General features: G+C 75.8%; 18 protein-coding genes. 13 read left to right on the top strand and 5 right to left on the bottom strand.

The features are described 5' to 3' along the window. Positions 1 to 401 precede the first annotated feature (401 nt). Together CCE02nite_RS17740 and CCE02nite_RS17735 are read right to left on the bottom strand one after the other, a co-directional pair. Positions 402 to 2,516 (bottom strand): YhgE/Pip domain-containing protein, encoded by a 2,115-nt coding sequence (locus tag CCE02nite_RS17740; RefSeq protein ID WP_141390932.1) that lies wholly within the window; start codon positions 2,514 to 2,516, stop codon positions 402 to 404. Further along, positions 2,513 to 3,265, bottom strand: coding sequence for a hypothetical protein (locus CCE02nite_RS17735; RefSeq protein WP_141390931.1), 753 nt, complete (start codon positions 3,263 to 3,265; stop codon positions 2,513 to 2,515). The genes CCE02nite_RS17740 and CCE02nite_RS17735 overlap by 4 nt, the downstream gene beginning before the upstream one ends. A 115-nt stretch (positions 3,266 to 3,380) precedes the next feature. On the opposite strand from CCE02nite_RS17735, the gene CCE02nite_RS17730 reads away from it, so the two are divergent. Together CCE02nite_RS17730 and CCE02nite_RS17725 are read left to right on the top strand one after the other, a co-directional pair. After that, positions 3,381 to 4,091: a TetR/AcrR family transcriptional regulator gene (locus CCE02nite_RS17730; RefSeq protein ID WP_141390930.1), complete on the top strand. Its 711-nt coding sequence runs from the start codon at positions 3,381 to 3,383 to the stop codon at positions 4,089 to 4,091. Positions 4,092 to 4,154: 63 nt separating this feature from the next. After that, complete coding sequence (locus tag CCE02nite_RS17725; RefSeq protein ID WP_141390929.1) at positions 4,155 to 5,198, top strand: NAD-dependent epimerase/dehydratase family protein; 1,044 nt, start codon at positions 4,155 to 4,157, stop codon at positions 5,196 to 5,198. 90 nt (positions 5,199 to 5,288) lie between these two features. On the opposite strand, the gene CCE02nite_RS17720 is transcribed toward CCE02nite_RS17725, so the two are convergent. Beyond that, positions 5,289 to 5,732, bottom strand: a complete 444-nt coding sequence (locus tag CCE02nite_RS17720; protein WP_141390928.1) for an OsmC family peroxiredoxin — start codon at positions 5,730 to 5,732, stop codon at positions 5,289 to 5,291. 252 nt (positions 5,733 to 5,984) lie between these two features. Here CCE02nite_RS17720 and pnuC point away from each other — a divergent pair, with 252 nt between their 5' ends. The 7 genes from pnuC (at position 5,985) to CCE02nite_RS17685 (ending at position 14,782) form a co-directional block, all read left to right on the top strand. Next, a complete protein-coding gene (gene pnuC, locus CCE02nite_RS17715; RefSeq protein ID WP_141390927.1) occupies positions 5,985 to 6,629 on the top strand; it encodes a nicotinamide riboside transporter PnuC in 645 nt (214 codons plus the stop codon). Then, positions 6,626 to 7,753, top strand: coding sequence for an AAA family ATPase (locus tag CCE02nite_RS17710; protein WP_141390926.1), 1,128 nt, complete (start codon positions 6,626 to 6,628; stop codon positions 7,751 to 7,753). Before pnuC ends, CCE02nite_RS17710 begins: the two co-directional genes overlap by 4 nt. Positions 7,754 to 7,843: 90 nt before the next feature. Next, a complete protein-coding gene (locus CCE02nite_RS17705; RefSeq protein ID WP_141390925.1) occupies positions 7,844 to 9,451 on the top strand; it encodes a MoxR family ATPase in 1,608 nt (535 codons plus the stop codon). Then, complete coding sequence (locus tag CCE02nite_RS17700; protein WP_170227372.1) at positions 9,427 to 10,671, top strand: hypothetical protein; 1,245 nt, start codon at positions 9,427 to 9,429, stop codon at positions 10,669 to 10,671. The genes CCE02nite_RS17705 and CCE02nite_RS17700 overlap by 25 nt, the downstream gene beginning before the upstream one ends. After that, positions 10,668 to 12,632 carry a hypothetical protein gene (locus CCE02nite_RS17695; RefSeq protein WP_141390923.1) on the top strand — a complete coding sequence of 655 codons (1,965 nt, stop codon included), beginning with the start codon at positions 10,668 to 10,670 and terminating at the stop codon, positions 12,630 to 12,632. Before CCE02nite_RS17700 ends, CCE02nite_RS17695 begins: the two co-directional genes overlap by 4 nt. Further along, positions 12,622 to 13,233, top strand: a complete 612-nt coding sequence (locus CCE02nite_RS17690) for a hypothetical protein (protein ID WP_141390922.1) — start codon at positions 12,622 to 12,624, stop codon at positions 13,231 to 13,233. The genes CCE02nite_RS17695 and CCE02nite_RS17690 overlap by 11 nt, the downstream gene beginning before the upstream one ends. Positions 13,234 to 13,255: 22 nt before the next feature. Next, on the top strand, positions 13,256 to 14,782 hold the full coding sequence (locus CCE02nite_RS17685) for an AMP-binding protein (protein ID WP_141390921.1): 1,527 nt from the start codon (positions 13,256 to 13,258) through the stop codon (positions 14,780 to 14,782). A gap of 4 nt (positions 14,783 to 14,786) precedes the next feature. Here the strand turns inward: CCE02nite_RS17685 and CCE02nite_RS17680 are convergent, their stop codons facing one another. Next, positions 14,787 to 15,512 carry a hypothetical protein gene (locus tag CCE02nite_RS17680; RefSeq protein ID WP_141390920.1) on the bottom strand — a complete coding sequence of 242 codons (726 nt, stop codon included), beginning with the start codon at positions 15,510 to 15,512 and terminating at the stop codon, positions 14,787 to 14,789. 288 nt (positions 15,513 to 15,800) lie between these two features. On the opposite strand from CCE02nite_RS17680, the gene CCE02nite_RS17675 reads away from it, so the two are divergent. Then, positions 15,801 to 19,424 carry a S8 family peptidase gene (locus tag CCE02nite_RS17675; RefSeq protein ID WP_141390919.1) on the top strand — a complete coding sequence of 1,208 codons (3,624 nt, stop codon included), beginning with the start codon at positions 15,801 to 15,803 and terminating at the stop codon, positions 19,422 to 19,424. An 89-nt stretch (positions 19,425 to 19,513) separates the two neighbouring features. On the opposite strand, the gene CCE02nite_RS17670 is transcribed toward CCE02nite_RS17675, so the two are convergent. Further along, positions 19,514 to 19,936, bottom strand: a complete 423-nt coding sequence (locus CCE02nite_RS17670; RefSeq protein ID WP_141390918.1) for a GNAT family N-acetyltransferase — start codon at positions 19,934 to 19,936, stop codon at positions 19,514 to 19,516. An 84-nt stretch (positions 19,937 to 20,020) separates the two neighbouring features. Between CCE02nite_RS17670 and CCE02nite_RS17665 the strand changes: the two genes are divergently transcribed. The 3 genes from CCE02nite_RS17665 to CCE02nite_RS17655 are packed head-to-tail and all read left to right on the top strand — an operon-like array spanning position 20,021 to position 21,647. Further along, positions 20,021 to 20,707, top strand: a complete 687-nt coding sequence (locus CCE02nite_RS17665) for a DUF4241 domain-containing protein (protein ID WP_170227371.1) — start codon at positions 20,021 to 20,023, stop codon at positions 20,705 to 20,707. A 47-nt stretch (positions 20,708 to 20,754) separates the two neighbouring features. Then, the gene (locus CCE02nite_RS17660) at positions 20,755 to 21,258 is read left to right on the top strand and encodes an XRE family transcriptional regulator (RefSeq protein ID WP_141390916.1); all 504 of its coding nucleotides are present in this window, start codon (positions 20,755 to 20,757) and stop codon (positions 21,256 to 21,258) included. Next, positions 21,258 to 21,647, top strand: coding sequence for a HepT-like ribonuclease domain-containing protein (locus tag CCE02nite_RS17655; RefSeq protein ID WP_141390915.1), 390 nt, complete (start codon positions 21,258 to 21,260; stop codon positions 21,645 to 21,647). The genes CCE02nite_RS17660 and CCE02nite_RS17655 overlap by 1 nt, the downstream gene beginning before the upstream one ends. Positions 21,648 to 21,649 lie beyond the last annotated feature (2 nt).

Here is a 21,649-nt window from a genome sequence, read left to right as displayed (position 1 = left end):
CCGGGGTGGCCCCGCGTTGCGCCGAGGTAGGGGCCTGGTCCGCGAGGTCGAGGCCCGGTCCGCCGAGGTAGAGGCCTGGCCCGCGGAGTCGAGGCCCGTCGTGCCCGACGGCGGCCGGTCGCGTCCGGCAGCCGGCTCGCCATCGCGTGTCGACGGTGCGGACGGCGCAGCGGCCGTCGCCCAGGCGCGACCCGTGATCGAGGCACGCCACGGGTCCGCGCTGACCACGCGGCGTCGGCCCTCGCCACACCCCCCGACCGCCCGCGTCGTCACCACGACCACAGCTCTACCTCGCGCGACCAGACCTCTACCTCGCGGACCAGGGCTCTACCTCGCGCGACCAGGGCTCTACCTCGGTGGACCGCGGCTCTACCTCGGCGGAGCGGGGGGCTACCTCGGTGTCAGAGGACGAGCTCCGGCTGGAGCTTCTTGATGGTCCAGACGCGCTGCTTGCGGGCGGCGACCGACGTAAGAGCGAGGGCGGCGACCAGCACGACGACGAGCACCGTGCCGTCGCGCGTCACCGTCGCCATGTTGCCGCCGTAGAGGAGCTGGCGCAGTCCCTCGACGGCGTAGGTCATGGGCAGGAACTGGTGCATCGAGCGCAGCGGCTGCGGGATGGTCTGCCACGGGAACGTGCCGCCGGCGGTGACGAGCTGGACGAGCATGAGCACGAGCCCGAGGAACTGGCCGGCCGCGCCGAGCCAGACGTTGAGCGCCTGGAGGATCGCGACGAACGTCGCGGAGACCAGCACGAGGAACAGCGCGGTCCCGACGCCGTGCACGGGGTCGATGTCGAGCGCGAACTTGGTCACCGTGAACATCGCCGCGACCTGCACGACGCCGATCGCGGCCGGGGTCAGCCACCCGCCCAGGGCGGTGGCCAGGCCGGACCGCCCGGCGGCGAGGGCCCGCGACGACAGCGGGCGTACGAGCAGGAAGAGCACGTAGGCGCCGATCCACGTCGCGAGCGACAGGAAGAACGGTGCGAGACCGCCCCCGTACGTGCCGGCGGAGGAGAGCGCCTCGTTCTCGACGGAGACGGGGTTGCCGATGGTCTCGGCGGTGTCCTGGCGCGTCTGCTCGTCGAGGTCCGGCACCTGGCCCAGGCCCTCGGCGAGACCGTCGCGGAGCTGCGTGACGCCGTCGACGAGGTCGCCCGACCCGTCACGGAGCTGGGACGTCCCGTCCGCGAGCGAGGTCGCGCCGTCGGACACCTGGCGCGTGCCGTCGGCGAGCTGCGAGACGCCGTCCACGAGCTGCGGGGTCGCCGCGGCGAGCTGCCCGGTGCCGTCGGCGAGGCGGTTCGCGCCGTCGGCGGCCGTGGCGATCCCGGCGGAGAGCTGGGGCGTCGCGGCCGCGAGGCGGGCCGCGCCGTCGGACACCTGGCGCGAGCCGTCGGCGAGCTGGTCGAGCTTCCCGGACGCCGCGGTCACCTGGTCGACGGCGCCCTGGACCTGCTCGCGCTGCTCGTCGAGCACGGGCGCGACCTGCGACCGCACCTGGTCGGCCGTCGCCTGGTCGATCACGCCGTCGGCGACGAGCTGGTCGAGCTGCGCGTCGACGTCGCCGCGGATCGCGTCGAGCGTCGGGAGCACCTGGCCCGCCGCGTCGGCGGCCTCCTGCCCGTACCGCGCGACCTGCGCGTTCCCGTCCGCGACCTGCGCGGCGCCGTCGGCGAGCTGCTGCGTCTGGTCGGGCAGCGACGACGTCGCACCGCGCAGCGTCCCGAGCCCCGACGCCAGCGACTCGGCGCCGTCGTCGAGCTGCCCGACGGCGTCCGCGAGCGCCCCGGTGCTCGCGTCGAGCCGCTCGGCGCCGTCGGCGGCCTGGCCCGCGCCGGTGGCGAGCGTGCGCGCGCCGTCGTCCGCGGTGACGAGGCCGTCGCGGAGCTGCGTGGCCCCGTCGAGGAGCTGGTCCGCGCCGTCGACGGCGTCCGCGAGGTTGGTGTGGATGGACGCGAAGCCGCGCAGGAACGTGTCCGCGGCCTCGGTGCCGACCTGCTCGGCGATCGAGTCGCGCACCTTTCCGACGATCTGGTCCGCGATGGTGCGCGCGAGGTAGTTGTTCGCGTCGTTCGTGATGAGCGTGAGGCTCGCCTGCTGCGGCTCGAACTCGCCCGCGGACGCGAGGTCCGCCGAGAACGACGGACCGATGACGAGCGCGGCGTCGTACCGCCCCGACCGCACGCCGTACTCGGCGTCCACCTGGCTCGTCTCGACCCAGCCGAACCCGCCGTCGTCGAGGAGCTGGTCGGCGACGTCGCGGCCGAAGTGGCGCTCCGTCGTCGTGCCCGTCCCCCCTGGGGCCGAGGCGTCCGTGGTCGTGGTGCCCTCGTCGAGCACCACGAGCGCGGCGGGGATCCGGTCGAGCTTGTCGTAGGGGTCGTGGTTCGCGAACAGGTACAGCCCGGCGTAGAGGGTGGGGATGAGCGCCATGGCGAGGATGGCGAGGCGCGGAAGCGTGCCCGCGGCGAGGCGGCGCAGCTCGGACAGCCCGAGGCGGATCGCGGTCATCGGCTCTCCTCGGGGACGTTCTCGGGCTCGGGCGACGGGTCCGGGTCGGGCGGCGGGGTGGGGCGGGTACGCAGCGCGACGACGGGCGGCTCGTGGATCGAGGCGCCGCGGGCCGGGGGCAGGTCGACGCCGACGTCGCGGGCCGACGCGCGCGTGCACTGCACGAGGACGCCGTAGCCCGCGCCGGCGAGCGACTGCGCGACCTCCCACCAGCCCGACGGCTCGCCACCGTGCCGGTCCGGGAGGGTGAGCACGAGGAAGCGGACGTCGGGGTCCTCGGCCGCGAGCGCCGCGAGCAGGGCGGTGCGCACGACCCCGGGGACCTGGTCGAGGCGCCGCGCGCGGTCGGCGGTGAGCGAGTGGTCGGCGAGCCAGCGCGTCACGTCGGAGGGCAGGGAGCGTCGCCCGGCGAGCGCGAGGCCCTCGGCGACGACGTCGGACACGGTGAGCGCGTCGTCGGGCTCGCTGATGCCGGGGACGTCGACGACGGCGGTCACGTCGCGCAGGGTCGCGGCGGCGCCGCGGGACGCGCGCCCGGCGCGGCGCGACGGCGTGCTCGCCGGCAGGAGCCGGACCTCGCCCGCGGAGGGGTCGAACCGTCCCGTGGCGACGAGCGCGAGCGCGGTGTGCCCGTGCCCGGGCTCGCCCGCGACGAGCACGCACTCGCCCGTGGACCAGGCGAGGTCCATCGGCTCGAGCATCGGCTCGCGCCGCCCGTCGACGCGGACGTCCGTCAGCGTGATCTGCATCCCGGCTCTTCCCTCTCGTGGGTCCCCGGTCCTCGCCGAGGACGCCGTTGACTCACGGTCAACAACGCTACGCCTCTTGTTGACTCATGGTCAACAACGGCGTAGAACGGATGCCATGGCCCGCGCGACCGCCCCCTCCGTCGATCCCCCGTCCCCCGCCGACGCGGCGGGCCGACCGCACGGCGCGCGCCGCCGTCGCGAGCCCGCCGACCGCCGTCGCGAGCTGCTCGACGCCGCCGCGCAGGAGGCCGACGAGCACGGCCTGGACTCGCTGACACCCGCGGCCGTCGCCGCGCGCGCCGGGGCGTCCAAGGCGCTCGTGTTCCACTACTTCGGGTCCACCGCCGGGCTGCGCCGGGCCGTCGTGCTGGAGGCGGTGGCGGGACTCGAGGCGGCGACCGTCGCACCGGACGATCGTCCCCTCGTGGAACGCCCGGCGCTCGCCGTCGCGTCGTTCCTCGACGCGGTCGAGGCCCGGCGCCTCGTCTGGCAGGACCTCTGGCGAGGCGCTCTCGGCGAGGACGACGCGACGCAGGAGGCGCTCGCGCGCGTCCGCGAGGGCCTCGTCGCCCGTCTCACCTCGACGGTCTCCGCGACGACGTCCGGCTCGCCCCTCGCCTCGCCGCGCCTGCGGCTCATCGCGGCGGGCTGGGTCGCGCTCGTCGAGAACGTCACCGCCGCATGGCTCGGCGGCGGCGACCTGTCCCGCGCGGAGATCGAGCGGCTCGTCCTCGCGAGCACCGTCGTCCTCGTGCCCGAGCTCCCCGAGCCCGCGCGGGGTGCCGTCCTCGCCATCGCCCGGGCGAACTCGGGCGCGGCGGGCTAGCGTCGGGAGAGCGCCCGCCACACACGGACACCGGGCGGCGCGGACGAGATCGGGAGGCAGCACATGCGCGTGGTGGTCGTCGGGGCGAGCGGGAACGTCGGTACGGCGGTGCTGCGCCGGCTCGCGGCCGAACCCGTCGTGACGTCCCTCGTGGCGGTCGCGCGACGCGTGCCGCGCGCCGACGGCTCGAGCACCGTGCGGGCCCCGCACGACGCGGCGACGTGGCGGTACGCGGACGTCGCCGCGGCCGACGCCGACGAGCGGCTCGACGCCGCGTTCGCCGGGGCGGACGTCGTCGTCCACCTCGCCTGGGCGATCCAGCCGAGCCACGACCGCAAGCGCCTGCGCCGCGTCAACGTCGAGGGCACGCGACGGGTGGTCGAGGCCGCGCAGCGCGCCGGGGTCGCGCACCTCGTCGCCGCGTCGTCGGTCGGCGCCTACTCGCCCGCCCCGTACGCGGGCGACGCACGCGACACCCCGGTCGGCGAGGGCTGGCCCGTCGAGGGCGTGCCGGGCTCGTCGTACTCGGAGGACAAGGCGGCCGTCGAGTCGCTCCTCGACGAGGTCGACCGCCACAGCGGGATCGTCGTCTCGCGCGTGCGCTCGGCGCTCGTGTTCCAGCGCGACGCCGCCTCCGAGATCACGCGGTACTTCCTCGGCCCGTTCGGCACCCGCGTGCTCCGCCGCGCTCCCCTGCCCACGGTCCCCCTCCCCGACGGCCTGCGGCTCCAGGTGGTGCACGCCGAGGACGTCGCCGAGGCGTACGCGCGCATCGTGGTCGGGCGCCACCCCGGGCCGTTCAACGTCGCCCACCCCACGGTGCTCACGCCGCAGGACGTGGCGGACGTCGTCGCGGACGGCTCGCTGCGCACGGTCCCCTACGGGACGGCGCGGACGGCCGTCGCGGCCGCGTGGCGGGCCCGCCTGGTGCCGGTCGGCGAGGGCTGGCTCGACATGGCGATGCGCGTCCCCGTGCTGGACACGAGCCTCGCCGGGGAGCTCCTGCGGTGGCACCCGGCGCACGGCGCGAAGGACACGCTCGCCGAGCTCGTCGACGGCATCCGCGCGGGCGCCGGGACGTCGACCCCGCCGCTCCTCCCCCGCTGACCGCCCCGGGCGTCGCCGAGCACGACATGAGGGTCGCTATCCCACGGACAACGACCCTCATGTCGTGCTCGGCGCGCGGGTGCGCGTGCGTCAGCTCTCGAGCGCGGCGTCCAGCGTGATCGTCGGGACGCCCGCGAGCGCCTTCGACACGGGGCACGTCGCCTTGGCCGTCTCGGCCGCCTGCTGGAACCCGGCCTCGTCGATGCCCTCGACCTCGCCGCGGACCGTGAGCGCGATCGTCGGGATCTGGAAGCCGCCGGCCGGGTCCGGCGCGAGCGTCACCTCGGCGGTCACCTCGAGCGAGACGGGCGTCGCGCCGGCCTCGGCGAGCACCGCAGAGAACTGCATGGCGTAGCAGGACGAGTGCGCGGCGGCGATGAGCTCCTCCGGGCTCGTGACGCCGCCCGCGTCGTCCGCGGCACGGCGCGGGAACGAGACGTCGTACGTGCCGACCTTCGAGCTCGACAGCTCGACCTGACCCTGACCGTCCTGCAGTCCACCGTTCCAGGCGGTACGAGCGATACGCGTGGGCATGCGAGATCTCCTTCGACGTCGGGGTGCCCGGCAGGGACCGGGCTCGTCCCGACCGTAACGCCCCGCGGGCCCACCTGCCCCCGAGCGCGGCGCACGTCACAGTGCCGCGAGATCGGCAGTCAGGTCGAGATCGGCGGTCGCAGTCGAGATCGGCGGTCGCAGTCGCCGATCTCGACCGCAGGCGCCGACGTCGCGGTGCGCTCGCACGAGCGTCGCCCGGCTCCCGCCACCGCGCCCGTAGAGTGAGCGCCCGTGAGCGTCGAGGAGATCCTGGGGTTCGTCACGGGCGCCGCGTGCGTGTGGCTCGCGGTGCGGCAGAACGTCTGGACGTTCCCCGTCGGGCTGGCCAACAACGTCGTGTTCCTCGTGCTGTTCACCGGCACCGGCCTGTACGCGAACGCGGGGCTCCAGGTCGTGTACCTCGTGCTCGGCGCGCTCGGCTGGTACTGGTGGCTCCGGGGCGGCGCCGACCGGGGACGGCTCGTCGTGCACCGCACGCCACGCGCGGCGTGGGTGGTCGGGCTGGTCGCCGCCGCGGCGACCACGGCGGCGCTCGTCGCCGTCCTCACCACGTGGACCGACTCCGCGGTGCCGTTCTGGGACGCCCTCACGACGTCGTCGAGCCTGCTCGCGCAGACGATGCTGGGGCGCAAGTGGATCGGCAACTGGTGGGTGTGGATCGTCACGGACGTCGTCCTCGTCGGGCTCTATGCGAGCCAGGGGCTGTGGCTCACCGCCGCGCTCTACGTCGGGTTCGTCGCGCTGTGCGTGCAGGGCCTGCGCGAGTGGTCGGCGGCCCGGCGCGACCCCACCACCGAGGCGCCCGCGGGCATCGAGCCGGGAGCCGTCGGCCCGGCACCCGCGCCCGTGCCCGACGACGCGGAGCCGGCCCGGTGACCCGGCTCGCCCACGGCCTCGTCATCGGCAAGTTCTACCCGCCGCACGCCGGACACGTGCACCTCGTCCGCACCGCGCTCGCGCGCTGCGAGCGCGTCACCGTCCAGGTGCTCGCCTCGACGAGCGAGTCGATCCCCGCCGCGCTGCGCGCCGAGTGGCTGCAGGCCGAGGCGCCCGGTGCGCGCGTCGTGCACGGGCTCGACGACTCCCCGGTCGACTACGCGGACCCGCACGCGTGGGACGAGCACGTCAAGGTCATGCGCTCCCTCCTCGACCCGGACGACCCGCCGGTCGACGCGGTGCTCACGTCCGACCGGTACGGCGTCGAGCTCGCGCGGCGGTTCGACGCGACGTGGGTCCAGGTGGACCCCGACCGGCGGCACCTGCCCGTGTCCGGGTCCGCGGTCCGCGCCGACCCCGCCGCGCACTGGTGGGCGCTGCCCGCGCCGGTCCGGTCCTGGTACGTGCGGCGCGTCGTCGTGCTCGGTGCCGAGTCCACGGGCTCGACGACGCTCGCGACCGACCTCGCCGCCCACCTCGGGCTCGACCCGGTGCTCGAGTTCGGGCGCGAGTGGTCCGAGGTCCGGCCCGGCGGCCTCGCCGCGCCGTGGCACACCGCAGAGTTCGACCTCGTCGCGCGCGAGCAGGCCCGGCGTGAGGACGACGCCGCCGCGGTCTCGCCCGTCCCGCTCCTCGTGTGCGACACGGACGTGCTCGCCACGACGCTGTGGCACGAGCGCTACGTGGGCCACCGCTCCCCGAGCGTCGAGGCGCTCGCCGCCGCCCGCCGACCCGACCTCTACGTCCTCACCGGTGACGAGATCCCGTTCGTCCAGGACGGCCTGCGCGACGGCGAGCACGTGCGCCACGCGATGCAGGACCGGTTCCGCGAGGTCCTCGCCGCGACCGGCCCGCGCCTCGACGACCCGGCCGACGTCGTGCGGCACCTCGGCCCCGCCGAGCTGCCGACGCCGGACGGGCGGCACCCCGGCGTCCCGTGGTTCGAGGTGCGTGGCGACCGGGCGAGCCGGCTCGCCCAGGCCCTGGCCGCCGTCGGGCCGCTGCTCGCCACCCCGCGCCACGTGGCCGCCCCGCTCCCCCAGGCCGGCACCGAGGTCTTCTGACCCCCGACGTCGCGCGCGGGGGCCGGGTCGGCCGGTCTCCCGGCCACGGACGTCCCCGCGCCCCGCGCACGACGGTGGCAGGATCGGCCCGTGACCGATCTCGAGCACGTGTCCTCCGCGCCGACCCGGCCGCAGCCCGCGGGGCAGGCCGGCGGGCGCGACCCGTTCGCCCTGGGCGTCGACGACCTGTTCGGCACGCCCGTCGCCGAGGCAGGCCCCGTCGACGGCGCGGCGGCGAGCGGCCTGCCGCTCGACGAGAAGCTGCGCCAGGCGTACTTCTGGGTCGTCAACCACGCGATCATCAGCCCGCACTACGACGTCGAGTTCGCGGCGCCCGGCGCGCGGGAGACGAGCTTTCGCCTCGGCGACTCGAAGGCGCTGCTCACGCTGCCGAGCGACCAGTCGTACTCGAGCTTCGTGCTGCTGCCGCTCCTGACCTTCGCCGTGCGCGGGCGGTGCCTCATGATCGGCGGGCCGGGCCGCGGGAAGACCGCGAGCGCCGTGCTCATGGGCGTCCTCGCGGGCTACCCCGTGCGCGACGTGCGCCGCGCGATGCAGCACGGGCACCCGCAGCTCACGGTGTCCGACCTGTTCGGCACGCCGCTGCCCAAGGACCTCGTGCAGGCGGACAGCCTCGCGGACGTGGACGTCGCGTGGCGGTCGTGGCTGGGCATGCGCGTGAAGATCGTCGACGAGTACAACCGCATCCCGACGCGCACGCAGTCCGCGCTGCTCACGGTGCTCGCGGACGGGTACGTCGAGGTGTACGACCAGGTGTACGAGACGGGCGACGCCGCCTGGTACCTCACGGCGAACGACGACGCGGGCGGCGGCACCTACCAGGTGGTGGACGCGCTGCGGGACCGCATCGACGTCGTCGTGCACGCGATGCCGTTCAACAACCGCTTCCTCGGCGACCTCGTCGCCCGCGCGGAGCGGCGCGTGCGCCCGGAGGAGAACGTGCCGCCGGAGATCGTGTTCGACGCCGCCGAGCACGACGCGCTGCACGCCGCGATCCTCGCCGTCCCGTTCCCGGAGCCGGTGCGTCGTCGCCTCGAGTTCTTCGCGAGCCAGCTCGAGGTGCTGGAGCGCGCGGGGTGGCAGTTCGAGTACCGGACCAAGGACACGGCGCGCGTCGCCGGCGTCGACCCGCACCTCGTGGCGACGGCGGACACGGGCCGCGACCGCCTGGGCGACGTGGGAGCGCAGACGCTCAACGGCCTGTCGGTGCGCGCGCTCCAGTCGCTCGTCGCGTACGCGAAGGCGATGGCGTACTTCCGCGGGGACGACGAGGTGGAGCTCGCCGACCTGCGCGCGGTGCTCCCGTTCGTCCTGCACGACAAGCTGCTCCCCGACCTGCAGTCGGCCCCGTTCGACGACCGCGAGCGCGAGCCGCTGCGCTCGGACCGCGTGTCCTGGATCCGCGACCTGTTCGACACGGCGTGCCGGCAGTACGACGCCGCCGGTCTCGACGACCAGGACGACGTCGGGGCGGTCCTCGCGGACGTCGCGGCCGGGTTCGAGGGCCTGCCCGAGTCGGACGTGCTGCGCCGGCTCGCCCGGATCGAGCAGGTCCTCGCGTCGTGGGAGAAGCACGCCAAGCTCCACGGCCACGTGTACGAGGACGCGCTCGCGCTCAAGTACGCCCACCAGCGGTACACGAACTACCTCGCGTGGTTGCGCTGGAGCGGCTCGTGACCGGGGTCGCCACCGGTCCCGCCCCGGGGCCGCGCGCGGTCGCGCCGGCCGCGTTCTCGTCCCGCGCGCTCGCCGCGCGCGAGCGCTACGACGCGGCGCTCGCCCGCGCCCTCGCGCTCGGCGCGGACCGGGAGGTGCTCGCCGAGGCGGTGCGCGAGGCGGCCGCCGCGGCGGACCCGCTCGCCGGCCCGCTCGGGGCCGACGCCTTCGCGGCGACGTGCGACGCGCTGCTCGACGCGGTCGCGCGGCTCGTGGCGGCGCGGCGCTGGCGCGTCGGCGGGCCGGAGCGGAGCGCCGTCCTCGACCTGGTGCCGCGCCTGGAGCCGTGGCTCGCGGCGGCGCCTGCCGTCACGGTGGCCGCCGTCGTCGACGGCGCGCGTGCCGTCGGCGGCGGGCCGGGGTCGCGGGGGGACGTCGCCGGCTGGGCGGCGCGCGTCGTGGCCGCGGCCGAGGCGTCGCCCGCCGCGGGTACGGGTGCGTCCGTGGCCGGCACCGTCCGGGGCGCGGTGCTCGTCGCCGCGTGGCGCAGCGGGCTCGTGCGCTACCGGGGCGCGGCGCTCGACGCCGCGCGCTCGCTCCCGGCGCAGGTCGCGCGGGCCGCGCTCTCGCTCCCGGCGACCGGCGCGGACGCGCGGACCGGTCCCGCCGACCTGGGGGCCGTGCTCGACCGCCACGCCGCGGACCCGTGGTGGTGGCCCGCCGCCCCGCGGAGCGGCGAGCCCGCCGGCACGAGGTGGGTCCGCCTGCCGGGTGCCCCCGGACCCGCCCAGGTCCTGGGGCGGTTCGGCGGCTTCCGCGGGTTCGGCGGCCCGTGGCGGTCGCCCGCGCTGGTCGTCGGTGCCGACGCGCGCCACCCGGGCCTGCGCTGGGTGCTGCTCTCGACCGGCGACGGCCCACCGGCCGGCGACGCTGCTGCGACCGGCGACGAGACGGTCGAGTGGACGCTCGTCGCCGACGTCCACGGCGCGTTCGTCGCGCGCGCCCCGGGTGCCGGCGACCACGCCACGGGCACGGTCACCACGCCGGAGCCCGACGCCGCCGACCAGGGCCTCCACGGGTCGGACCACGGACCCGCCGGCCGGCGTGCGGCCGCACCGGCCCCCGAGGACGTCCTGGGCGACGTGAGCGGGGCCGCGGTGGTCGAGACGCCGTCGGGCCGGCTCGCGCTGCTGAGCCGGACCGGCTCGTACGACGTCCTCCTCGTGCGGTGGCCCCGGTGAGCGCCGCGGCGCCGGACCGCTCCGGCGCGACGCCCGACCTCGGGGCGCTGCGCGCGCGGTGGCACGCCGCGTGGCCCGAGGCGCTCGCGGCCTGGGGGCGGTTCACGCGCCTCGGCGCCCCGACGCTGCACGGCCCGGGCACCGCCCCGGACGGGGTCGGGTCGTTCGCGTGGTTCTCGACGACGCGCGTGAGCGTCCACGTGGACCTCGCCGAGGTCGTGGAGCTGGGCATCGAGGACCACGCGGTCGCGGTCCTCGCGCACGAGGTGGGGCACCACGTGCTCTCCCCGGGCGACCTCACGACGAGCGCGCTCCTCGTCGCGCGCACGCGCGCCGGGCTCGTGGACCAGGACCAGCTCGCGCCGCTCACCGCCAACCTGTGGAGCGACCTGCTCATCAACGACCGCCTCCAGCGCCGGGCCGGGGTCGACCTGGCGGGGCTGTGGCGCGCGCTGGGGCCGGGCACGAGCACGGTCATGCAGACCGTGCTGCGCGCGGACGAGATCCTCTGGGGCCTGCCGCGCGGCGACCTCACCGCGTCCGACGTCCCGGTGGCCGAGCGCGAGGCGACGCTCGTGGCGCGGCTGGTGCGCGCCTACGCGGACGACCCGGTCGGCGGCGCCGCGGGGTTCGCCGCGCTGCTGCGCACGCTGCTCGCGTCCGAGGCGGGGTCGCCGGCGACCGCGAAGGACCCGCGCCGCCAGGCCCGACCCGAGCACGGAGACCGCGAGGCGCGGCGGCGCCACCTCCGGCGTCGGCGGTCCACGCTGCCCCAGGTGGTCTGCGGCCAGGACGAGGTGGCCGGGGCAGTCCCCGGCGGGCTCGCGACCGACCCGCGCGCCGTCGAGCCCGTGCGCCACCCCGCCCTCGACCCGCGCGTCGTCGGGGACCTCGGGCTGGGCGCCGACGACGACCCCCCGGCGCGACCGGGCACCACGCAGCACGCCCCCGGGCCGGACGGCGAGGGCGCGCAGGACGCGACCGGCCAGGCCCTCGCACCGGCGGACTACGACGCGACGCTCCGGCTGCTCGGGCTCACGACGGACGCCGCGGCGTCGGCCCGGCGCTGGTACCGCGAGCACGCCGCGCCCCTCCTCGTCCCGTTCCCCGTGCGCGAGCACGTGCGCGCCACGGAGCCGTTGCTCGGCGCGCACGAGCAGTGGGACGTGGGCGACGAGCTCGGCGAGGTGGACTGGACGGGGACGTTGCTGCGCTCGCCCGTCGTCGTGCCGGGGTTCACGACCGTGCGCCGGTCGGTCGACGAGGACACGGGCGACGAGCCCGCCCGCGTGCCCGTCGACCTCGACCTCTACCTCGACTCGTCGGGCTCCATGCCGGACCCGACGCGGCGGGTCGCGCCGATCGCGCTCGCCGGGGCCGTCCTCGCGCTCTCGGCCCTGCGCGCCGGTGCCCGCGTGCAGGCGACGACGTGGAGCGGGCCGCGGCAGGTCGCCGGGACGGACGGGTTCGTGCGGGACGAGGACCGCGTGCTCGACGCGGTGGTCGCGCACTTCGGCGGCTCGACGTCGTTCCCGGTGCCGCTCCTGGAGCGCACGCACCTCGGCGACCCGGCCACGGGCGCTCCGCCGACGCGCACGCGCCCGTGCCACGTCGCCGTCATCTCCGACGACGGCGTCGTGTCGATGTTCGACGACGTCGTCCGGATCCGGTGGGGCTCTCGCCCCGACGCCGAGCTGGTCGCGCCCCCCGAGGGCACCGCGGCGCGCGCCGTCGCGGCCGCCGGCGGTGGGGGCACGCTCGTGCTGGACGTCTCGGCCCAGGGCGCCGAGACGGTGCGGGAGTACGCGGTGGGCTACCGGGTCCACGCCGTGCAGACCCAGGAGGATCTCGTCGCGTTCGCCCGCGCCTTCGCGCGCGAGCTGTGGGGCGCCTCGACCGGTGCCCCGGCGGGTGCACCGACAGCGAGCGGCCGACCGGAAGGAGCCCGCCGTGGCCGATGACCTCACCCGCCCCACGGTCGAGGGCCCCGCGCTCGCCGACGTCGTGCACCGCCTGGCCGACACGCCCCCGGACGTGCTGGACCACCCCGTGGTCGTGGCCGCCGCGCTCGTCGGCGACACCGCGGACCTCCTCGCCGGCGACGGCGCGGTCGGTGTGCTGCGCGGCCCGCAGCGTGCCGCGGTCGAGGCGCTGTGCACCCACGCCCCGTACGCGGCGCTCGCCGGGACGGTCTGCTGGCTCGTGCGCGACGAGCACCTGCGCGCCGCGCCCGCGTTCCGGGCCGCCGCGACGCCGGGCGCGCTCGTCCGGGTCGTCGAGCAGGCCGTGCCCGCCCTCGCGCTGCTGCGGACGCCGGACGACTGGCTGCACGCGCCCGCGGCGCGCGAGGAGCTGGCCCGCGCCGTGCTGCGCGAGCTCGGGCTGCGGCCCGCGGGCGAGAGCCCCGAGGTGGCCCAGGACCGGTGGGCCGCCGTGAGCACGGCGGAGCAGCGCCGGATCGCGCGCGAGATGGCGCAGGAGGCGCGGCGGGCCGAGCAGCTCGCGCGTGAGCTCGCGGAGAAGCGCGCCAAGGAGGCCGCCGCGCAGTACGCGAACTACTGACGAAGCCCCTGACGAGGACTCCATGACGACACCCGACGACGCCCCCGACCTCACCCTCGACGAGTACACCCCCGGCGCGGCGGTCGCGCTCACCGACGCCGAGCGCTGGCCCACGCTCGACGACGCCGGCCGCGCCGCGCTCGACGCGGTGCGGGACCACCCCGCCGCGCCCGCCTGGGTCCACGTCACCGGCGACCGGCTGCGCCCCGACGACCTGCCCGTGCTCGACGAGGTCGCGGCTCGCCTCGCCGCCGGCCGTCCCGACACCCGCGCCGAGGACCGGGGCGCGCCGCCCGCCGCCGCGGACGGGTCGCCCCTCGCACCCCCCGCGTGGGTGCGCGCGCTCGTCGACCGGGCGCACGCCGTCGTGCCGCGGTACCGCCGGGCGCGCGACCGCGGCGAGAGCCGGGCCGGGTCGCCGCTCACCGCGGTCCGCCCGGTCACGCGCGACGACCTGCGGCACGACGTGGCGTCGTTCGTCCCGGTGGACGTGCCGCTCGGCCGCGTGCTCGAGGGCACGAGCTCCGGCAGCACGGGCGCGGCGGTCCGCGTGCCGCTGCACCCCGTCGCCGTGGCGGCGGACCTCGTGCTGCTGCAGCACCTCGTCACCGAGACGGCAGCAGGCGCCGGCGCGACCTGGGAGCCCGTCCCCGGCCGCCTCGGTCTGATGAACCTCGTGGACCAGCGCGACGCCTTCACGTACGCGTCGGCGATGACCGGGTTCCGGCGCGGACCCGGCGTCGCCGCCCCGAGCATGGCGCGCGTGAACCTCGACCCCGGCGCCTGGACGCACCCGGGCGACCGCGTGGCGTTCCTCGCGGCGCAGGACCCGCAGGTGGTGTCGAGCTCGCCGCTGCCGCTCCTCGCGCTCGCCCGCCTCGTGGAGGAACAGGGCCTCGCCCTGCACCCGCTCGCGCTCGTCAGCGGGGCCGCGCACCTGTCCGACGTCGCCCGCGCGCGCCTGCGCGCCACGTGGGACGTCCCCGTCGTCGACCTCTACGGCCTGCGCGAGACGGGCGCGGTCGCGGCCCGCACCGACGCGGGACCGTTCGTGGTCGTCGCGGGCCGGCGCGTCTGGGTCGAGGTCCTCGACGACGACGGGGCCCCGGTCCCCGACGGCGGTCTCGGCGAGGTCGTCGTGACCGTCGACGAGAACCCGTACCTGCCGCTCCTGCGCTACCGCACCGGCGACCGCGCGCGGATCGTGCGGCGCGGGGAGCGGGTCGAGCTGCACGACCTCGAGGGCCGGTCCCCCGTGCGCTACCTGCGTCCCGACGGGACGTGGGTGCCGTCCGTCGACGCCGCCCAGCACCTCCAGGCCCACGGCATGGCCGCGTGGCAGCTCCACCAGTCCGCCGACGGGGGCGTCGTGCTCGACGTCGTCCCCGACGTCCGGGGCGACGCCGGGGCGCGGGCCGCGCGGGCCGCGGGCGACGCCGTCGGGCACCTGCTGGGGCGCCGCGTCGCCGTGCGCGAGGTGAGCCCGGCCCGGCTCGGCGCCGGTCGCGCCCGCCGCTGGTCCAGCGACGTGCCCGGCGGCGCCGCGTGACGTCTCAGCCGAGCTGGCCCACGGGGCGGTAGACGACCGAGGACGCCTTGTTGTCGAACGTGCCCAGCGTCGCGCAGTGCGGCGTGCAGTTCTTCTTCGCGCCCGCGTAGCCGTACGAGTCGTACAGGGTCACCCAGCAGCCCGCGTAGGTCGTCGCGGAGGTGACGACGTTGTTCATGAGCAGGTTCGCGAGGTTGGGGAAACCGTAGGTCGAGCCGGTGTAGCACCCGTTGGTGCCCGACCCGTAGAGCACCTTGGACGTGCCCTTGTAGTTGGCGTCGCGCCACAGCACGCCCAGGACCAGCGAGCTCGCCGCGGCGGTCGTCGCGCGCTCCGTCCCGGCGAGCCGCTGCCCGGCCGCGGCCGACGACGCCGACGCGTTGAGGTCCGAGACCAGGCCCTCCACCTCCGCCGCCGTCACGTCGGCGAGCCGCGACGAGGCGACGTCGCCGCCCGAGACGAACTCGAGCGCCTCCTCGAGCGAGCCGAAGCACACCTCGGGCGCGGGCGGGAGCGCGCCGGGGTCCTGGCCGGGCAGGAGGGGCTGCGCCTCGACCGCACAGCTCTCGCCCGTCGAGACCTGGGCGTCGGCGGCGGGGTCGGGGCCGCGGTCCCAGGTCACGACCCGCAGGTCCGGCTCCGACGCGAGGGCGGGCGCCGTGGCGGCCGCACCGAGGGCAAGTCCGGCGACGAGCGCGGCGGACAGGACGCGCAGCGCGGATCTGGTCATGGTTTCTCCTTCTGCGTGGGCCACGCCCCCGGGTTCGCACCCCGTGGACCTGCCGCGGGAAGGGGACTCCCACAGGACGGCCACGTCCTGTGACCCCGCCCGCATCGTAGAGCGTGCCGTCCCCGTTGTCTCCGGCTCGGGGCCGGCTCCGGCACCTGCCGCTGGGCAGGTCAGGCTCTCGTTGGTTACCGTGCTCGGGTGGCCTCCGTCCCACCCGGGCGAGACCGCTGGGAAGGACCCATCCACGAACCCTTCGCCGAACCGGCCTTGCCGGGGAGATGAGTGTCGATGAAGCACCGTTCTCTACCCGTGTCGCTGACCGCTGCCGCCGCGAGCCTCGCCGTCGTCGCGGCGGCCGCCGCGCCCGCTGTCGCGGACCCGCCGCCCGACCCCGGGGACTCCCTCGGCGTGCAGTCGGGCGCGTCCCTCGCCCCGACCGACAAGGTCGCCCCGTCCCTCGCGAAGGCCGCCGGCACCGTCACCGCGTTCGTCGAGCTCGACGCGCCGTCGGCGGTCGACCTCGCCGCGCAGGGTGCGAGCCCCGACGAGGTCGAGGCCAACGCGCAGGAGGTCGCACAGCTCGCGGACGACGTCGTCCCCCAGCAGGCGACCGCCCGCAGCGCCGGCGCGCGCGACCCGCAGCAGGTGTCGGTGACGAGCACGCTCGTCGCGGGCGTCGTCGTCACGGGCGACGCGGCCCGGGTGCGCGACCTCGCGCGCGACGCCTCGGTCGTCACGGTCTACCGGATCATCCCCAAGAAGCCCGCGAACAAGGGCACGGACGTGTTCACGCGGGCGCTCGAGACGTGGCAGAGCACGGGCCTCACCGGCGAGGGCGTGCGCATCGGCATCATCGACACGGGCATCGACTACACGCACAAGGCGTTCGGTGGCCCCGGCACGCAGGAGGCGTTCGACGAGGCCTACGGCGACCGCGGCACCGGCCCGGTCCCCGACGGCACGTTCGACGAGCTGAAGTTCCTCGGCGGGCACGACTTCGCGGGCTACGACTACGACGCGAGCGGCACCGTCCCCGGCACGACGCTCGTGCCGACGCCCGACGAGAACCCCATCGACTCGCTCGACTCGGTCGGCTCGGGTCACGGCTCCCACGTGGCCGGCACGACGGCCGCGTACGGCGTCACCGCGGACGGCGAGACGTTCGACGGCGACTACTCCACGCTGACGGACATCTCCGACTGGCAGGTCGGCCCGGGCTCGGCGCCCGAGGCGGGCCTGTACGCGCTCAAGGTGTTCGGCGACCTCGGCGGCTCGACGGGCGTCGTCGTCGACGCGCTCGAGTGGGCGGCCGACCCGAACGGCGACGGCGACCTCTCCGACCGCCTCGACATCGTCAACCTCTCCCTGGGCTCCGACGGCTCCCCCGCGGACGACCCGGAGAACCTCTTCATCGACCAGCTCTCGCGCCTCGGCACGCTGTCCGTCATCGCGTCGGGCAACGCGGGCGACGTGACCGACGTCGGCGGCTCGCCCGGCAACGCGCGCACCGCCCTCACGGTCGCGAACTCGGTCGGCGACACGCAGACGTTCGACGCGGTGCGCGTCGACGCCCCGGAGGCGCTCGCGGGCGAGTACCCGGCCCAGAACTCCCAGGACTACGCGGGTGGCGCGGACGTGACCGCCCCCGTCGCGTTCCTCGGGGCCGACGTCGACGGCTGCGCTGCGTTCACGCCCGAGCAGGCGGCGGCCGTCGACGGCAAGATCGCGTTCCTCTACTGGGACGACAACGACGCGACGCGCGCGTGCGGCAGCGCCGCGCGGTTCAACAACGCGGAGGCCGCGGGCGCGGTCGGCGTGCTGCTGTCCTCCGAGCTCCCGTCGTTCGTCGCGGGCATCGCGGGCAACGCGGGGATCCCCGGGGCCCAGCTCACCGCCGCGAGCCACGACGCGCTGCGCCCGGCGATCGAGGCCGGCGAGGTCACCATGACCATCGGCCCGTCGTTCGCGCTGTCCTCGTTCGTCTCGATCCCGGAGATCGGCGACACGCTCAACAGCGGGTCGTCGCGCGGCGTGCACGGATCGCTCGGCGTCGCCAAGCCCGACGTCGCGGCCCCCGGCACCGGCATCGCGTCCGTCGCGTCCGGCCAGCTGGACGGCGCGAGCATCAAGTCCGGCACGTCGATGGCGACCCCGCACGTCGCGGGCATCGCGGCGCTCGTCAAGGAGGCCCACCCGGGCTGGGCGCCGGCCGAGGTCAAGGCGTCGGTCATGAACACCGCGACGCACGACGTCTTCACCGGGCCGTCGGGCACGGGGACCGCCTACGGTCCCGAGCGTGTGGGCTCCGGTCGCGTCGACGCCGTCGACGCGGTCGGGAACACGACCCTCGCCTACGCGTCGCAGGACTCCGACCAGGTGTCCGTGGCGTTCGGCGTCGTGCCGGTCGGCAAGGACACCGTGACCGTGCGCAAGACCGTGACCGTGCAGAACACGGGTGTCGCCCCGAAGACGTACGCGACGAGCTTCGCGCAGTCGAGCACCGCGGGCGGCGCGACCGTGTCCGTCGCCCCGGCGTCGGTCACCGTCCCGGCAGGGCAGCGCACGGTCGTGACCGTGACGCTCACCGCGGACCCGGCGACGCTCGCCAAGGAGCTCGACCCCACGTCGTCCGACGACTCCGGCCTCGGCGTGCCGCGCGACTACGTGTCGTCGGTCAGCGGCCGCGTCGTCCTCACCCCGACCGACGGCGGCACCGCGCTGCGCGTCCCGGTCCAGGCGTCGCCCAAGCTCGTGAGCGACCTCTCCGGCAAGGCCGTGGCGTTCCCGGGCTCGGCGACCACCGCAGACCTCGAACTCGACGGCCGCGGCGTGGCCTCGGGCGGCTGGTACTCGCTCGTCGCGCCGTTCGAGCTCAAGACGACGAGCCCGCGCCTCGAGGCGGACGCGGCCGTCGGCGCCTCGGCGTCGGCCATCGCCGCGGCCGACGTGCGCGCGGTCGGCTTCACGTCGACGGCGCCGCAGGTCGCCGCGGACGGCGGCGACCCCGCGGACGGCGTCATCGGCGTCGGCGTCGCGGTCGACGGCGAGTGGGCGAGCCTCGGCTCGGTCTCGATCCCGGCGGTCGAGGTGGACGTCGACTCCGACGGCACCGCGGACTTCGAGGTCGCGGCGATCAAGTACAACAGCGAGACGGACCTGACCCTCGCGGCGACGTTCACGCTCAAGGACTGGACCGCGCCGGACGGCACCGAGTACGAGGCCGGGGACAACGTCGACCTCCAGCCGATCAACTCGTTGTGGGGGAACGTCGACACCTCGGTGTTCGACAACAACGTCGTCGTGATCCCGGTGGGCATCGGGTCGCTCGGCATCGAGGAGGGCGACGTGCCGACGTTCCAGGTCCTCACGTACTCGCCGTACTCGCAGGCGGCCGACCAGCTCGTCGACGCGACGGAGACGTTCACGGGCGACCCGTACGACCCGGCCTACTGGTTCGACGGCGGCGACCAGCTCCTGTACGTCGGAGCCGACGACACGTCGATCCCGGTGCACCGCTCGGAGGCCGCCGCCGAGGCGGGCAGCGGCACGCTCCTGCTGCTGCACCTGCACAACGCGACGCCGACCAAGCGCTGGCAGACCGTGGACGTCACGACGTCCGCCGTCGTCGTCGCGACGGTCACTGCCGAGGCGCGCTGCCTCGGCGGCAAGGCGCACGTCGCGGTCCGCGTGCTCAACGAGTCGGGCGCGACGGCCGACGTCGTCGTCACCACGCCGTACGGCGAGAAGACGTTCCCGAACGTCAAGGACGGCAAGAACGCGTACCAGTCGTTCTCGTCGCGCGCGGCGTCGTTCGACGCCGGGTCCGTGACCGCGACCCTCACCGCCGAGGTCGACGGCGAGGAGGTCACGACGACCTACGACGCCGACTATGAGGCGCTGAGCTGCTCGTAGTCGTCAGCGGCAGTCAGCGGCCGTCAGCAGCGGCCGCACGCACGACGGCGAGGGCCGCCACCCGAGACCGGGTGGCGGCCCTCGCCGCGTCAGGGCGCGACATGCCGCGTGCCCGGGCGCACCATCGCCGTGCGGTCGGGCGTCTGGAAGCCGAACTTCGCGTAGAGCCCGTGGGCGTCGTCGGTGAACAACGTCCAGCGGAACCGCGCCCCGGGGCCGTCGTCGATCATCGTGCGCACCAGGAGCGTGCCGACACCACGACCGCGCGCCGCCGGGTCGACCACCACGTCCGCCAGGTAGGCGTCGTTGACCCCGTCGGACACGGCTCGCGCGAACCCGAGCTGGCGCCCGGTCGCCTCGTCGTAGACGCCGACGACCCGCCACGCGCCGTCGATCTGCCGCTCCACGTCGGCGCGTTCCCGCCAGCGGTGCCAGTAGACCTCGGTCGAGAGCATGCGCCAGACCCAGTCCCGGTCCAGGTGGCGAGGGTCGTCGTCGGTGGTCAGCGGCATCGGGCCATGATGCCCGGCTCCGCGCCGAGGGCGCGACGGCGGCTCCCCGGGCGGCACGTCGGCTCCGGCGGCTACGCTCGCGGCGTGAGCGACTTCCCCACCCCTGACACGTTCTTCGCCCTGCGTCCTGGCCCCGCCGCGGGCACCGGCGCCCCCGGCGGCCCCGGCCTGCGCCTCACCGTGCACGACCTGGGCGAGCTGGTCCTGCCCAGCGGCCGGCTCGAGGCGTCCGACCCGTTCACGCTGCTCGGCGAAGGACTCGTCGTGCAGGTCGAGCCGGGCCGGTACCCCGTGCGCGTCACCGTCGCCGACGTCTCCGACGAGCAGGACGGCTCCCACCTGCGCGAGGCGTACCTGAGCGTCGTGCTCGCCGAGGGCGAGGTGGCGGCCGTCGAGCCGGTCGTCCCCGAGGGCGCCGACGGGCCTCCCGAGGCCGGTGCCGCCTACGGCGTGCCCGTGGACGCCGGGACGGTCGCGTTCGCGGACGCGGACGCCGTCGCGCGCCTCATGCCGGACGGCGACTGGTACGACGAGGTGTTCGACGACGGCACGGACACGAGCTGGTTCGCGCTCACGGACTCGCCCGACCACCTGCGCGAGGGGTCGGCGAACATCCTGCTCCCGGGCGCCCAGGAGGGCGAGAACGTCGTGCTCTCCCACTCGGGGTGGGGCGACGGCTTCTACCCGCTCGTGCGGACCGTCGCCGCCGACGGCACGGTCCTCGGCCTGCACCTCGACCTCCTCGTGGCTCTCCCGGACGAGGCCGACTGACCTGCAGGACTCTTCCCTGGATATGCCGATATCGGTATAGTCAATCCATGGACACCGCGGCTCTCATCCACACGGCACGCCGCCGCGCGAACCTCTCGCAGTCCGAGCTCGCACGCCGGGCCGGGACGTCCCAGGCGGCCGTCTCCCGCTACGAGGCCGGCGACTCTCCGACCGTCGCGACGCTGGAGCGGCTGCTCGGTGCCGCCGGGGCGCGGCTGCACGCCGACCTGAAGGACGCGCCGTCGCTCGACGTCCGTGGCAACCGGTACGCCCAGGTCCGTCGCCATCGTGCCGCTGTGCGCGCAGCGGCACGGCGGCACGGATCCTCTCGCATCCAGCTCTTCGGATCGGTCGTCCGGGGCGAGGACGGTCCCGACTCCGACATCGACTTCCTGGTGGACATCGACCCGCGCGAGGTCGGCCTCATGCCCATGGTCCGGCTGTCCCGGGAGCTCGAGACCATCCTCGGGGAGAAGGTCGACCTCGCGTCCCGGCACGTCCTTGCGGAGCACGTCGCGGCGCGCGCCCTCACCGAGGCGATCGACGTCTGATGCCCCGCCGGACGGACGCCGACTGGGCTGCCGACATCGTCGCGGCCGTGGCGGCCATCTACTCCCACCAGGCGTCACACCGCGCGCTCCCCGACGCGGCCCGCTCGTCGGCTGAGCCCATGTACGTCGACGCGCTCACGTATCGGCTCATGTCTGTCGGCGAGGCATGCAAGAACCTCTCACCCGAGGCGCGCGCGTTCGGTCCCGACGTTCCGTGGAGCGACATCGTCGGACTACGGGACTTCCTCGCGCACCACTACCACCGTCGCGACCCGTCGATCGTGGTCGCGACGGTCGAGCACGACGAAGACCTCGGCACGCTCCTGTCTGCGGCCGCGGTGATCGCAGGGATTCCTCCGGAGCTCCTTCCCGTCCCGCCAACGACCTGAAA

It is taken from the genome of Cellulosimicrobium cellulans, from assembly GCF_006539945.1.
GTDB lineage: Bacteria > Actinomycetota > Actinomycetes > Actinomycetales > Cellulomonadaceae > Cellulosimicrobium > Cellulosimicrobium cellulans.
This window is presented reverse-complemented; position numbering and strand designations above follow the sequence as displayed.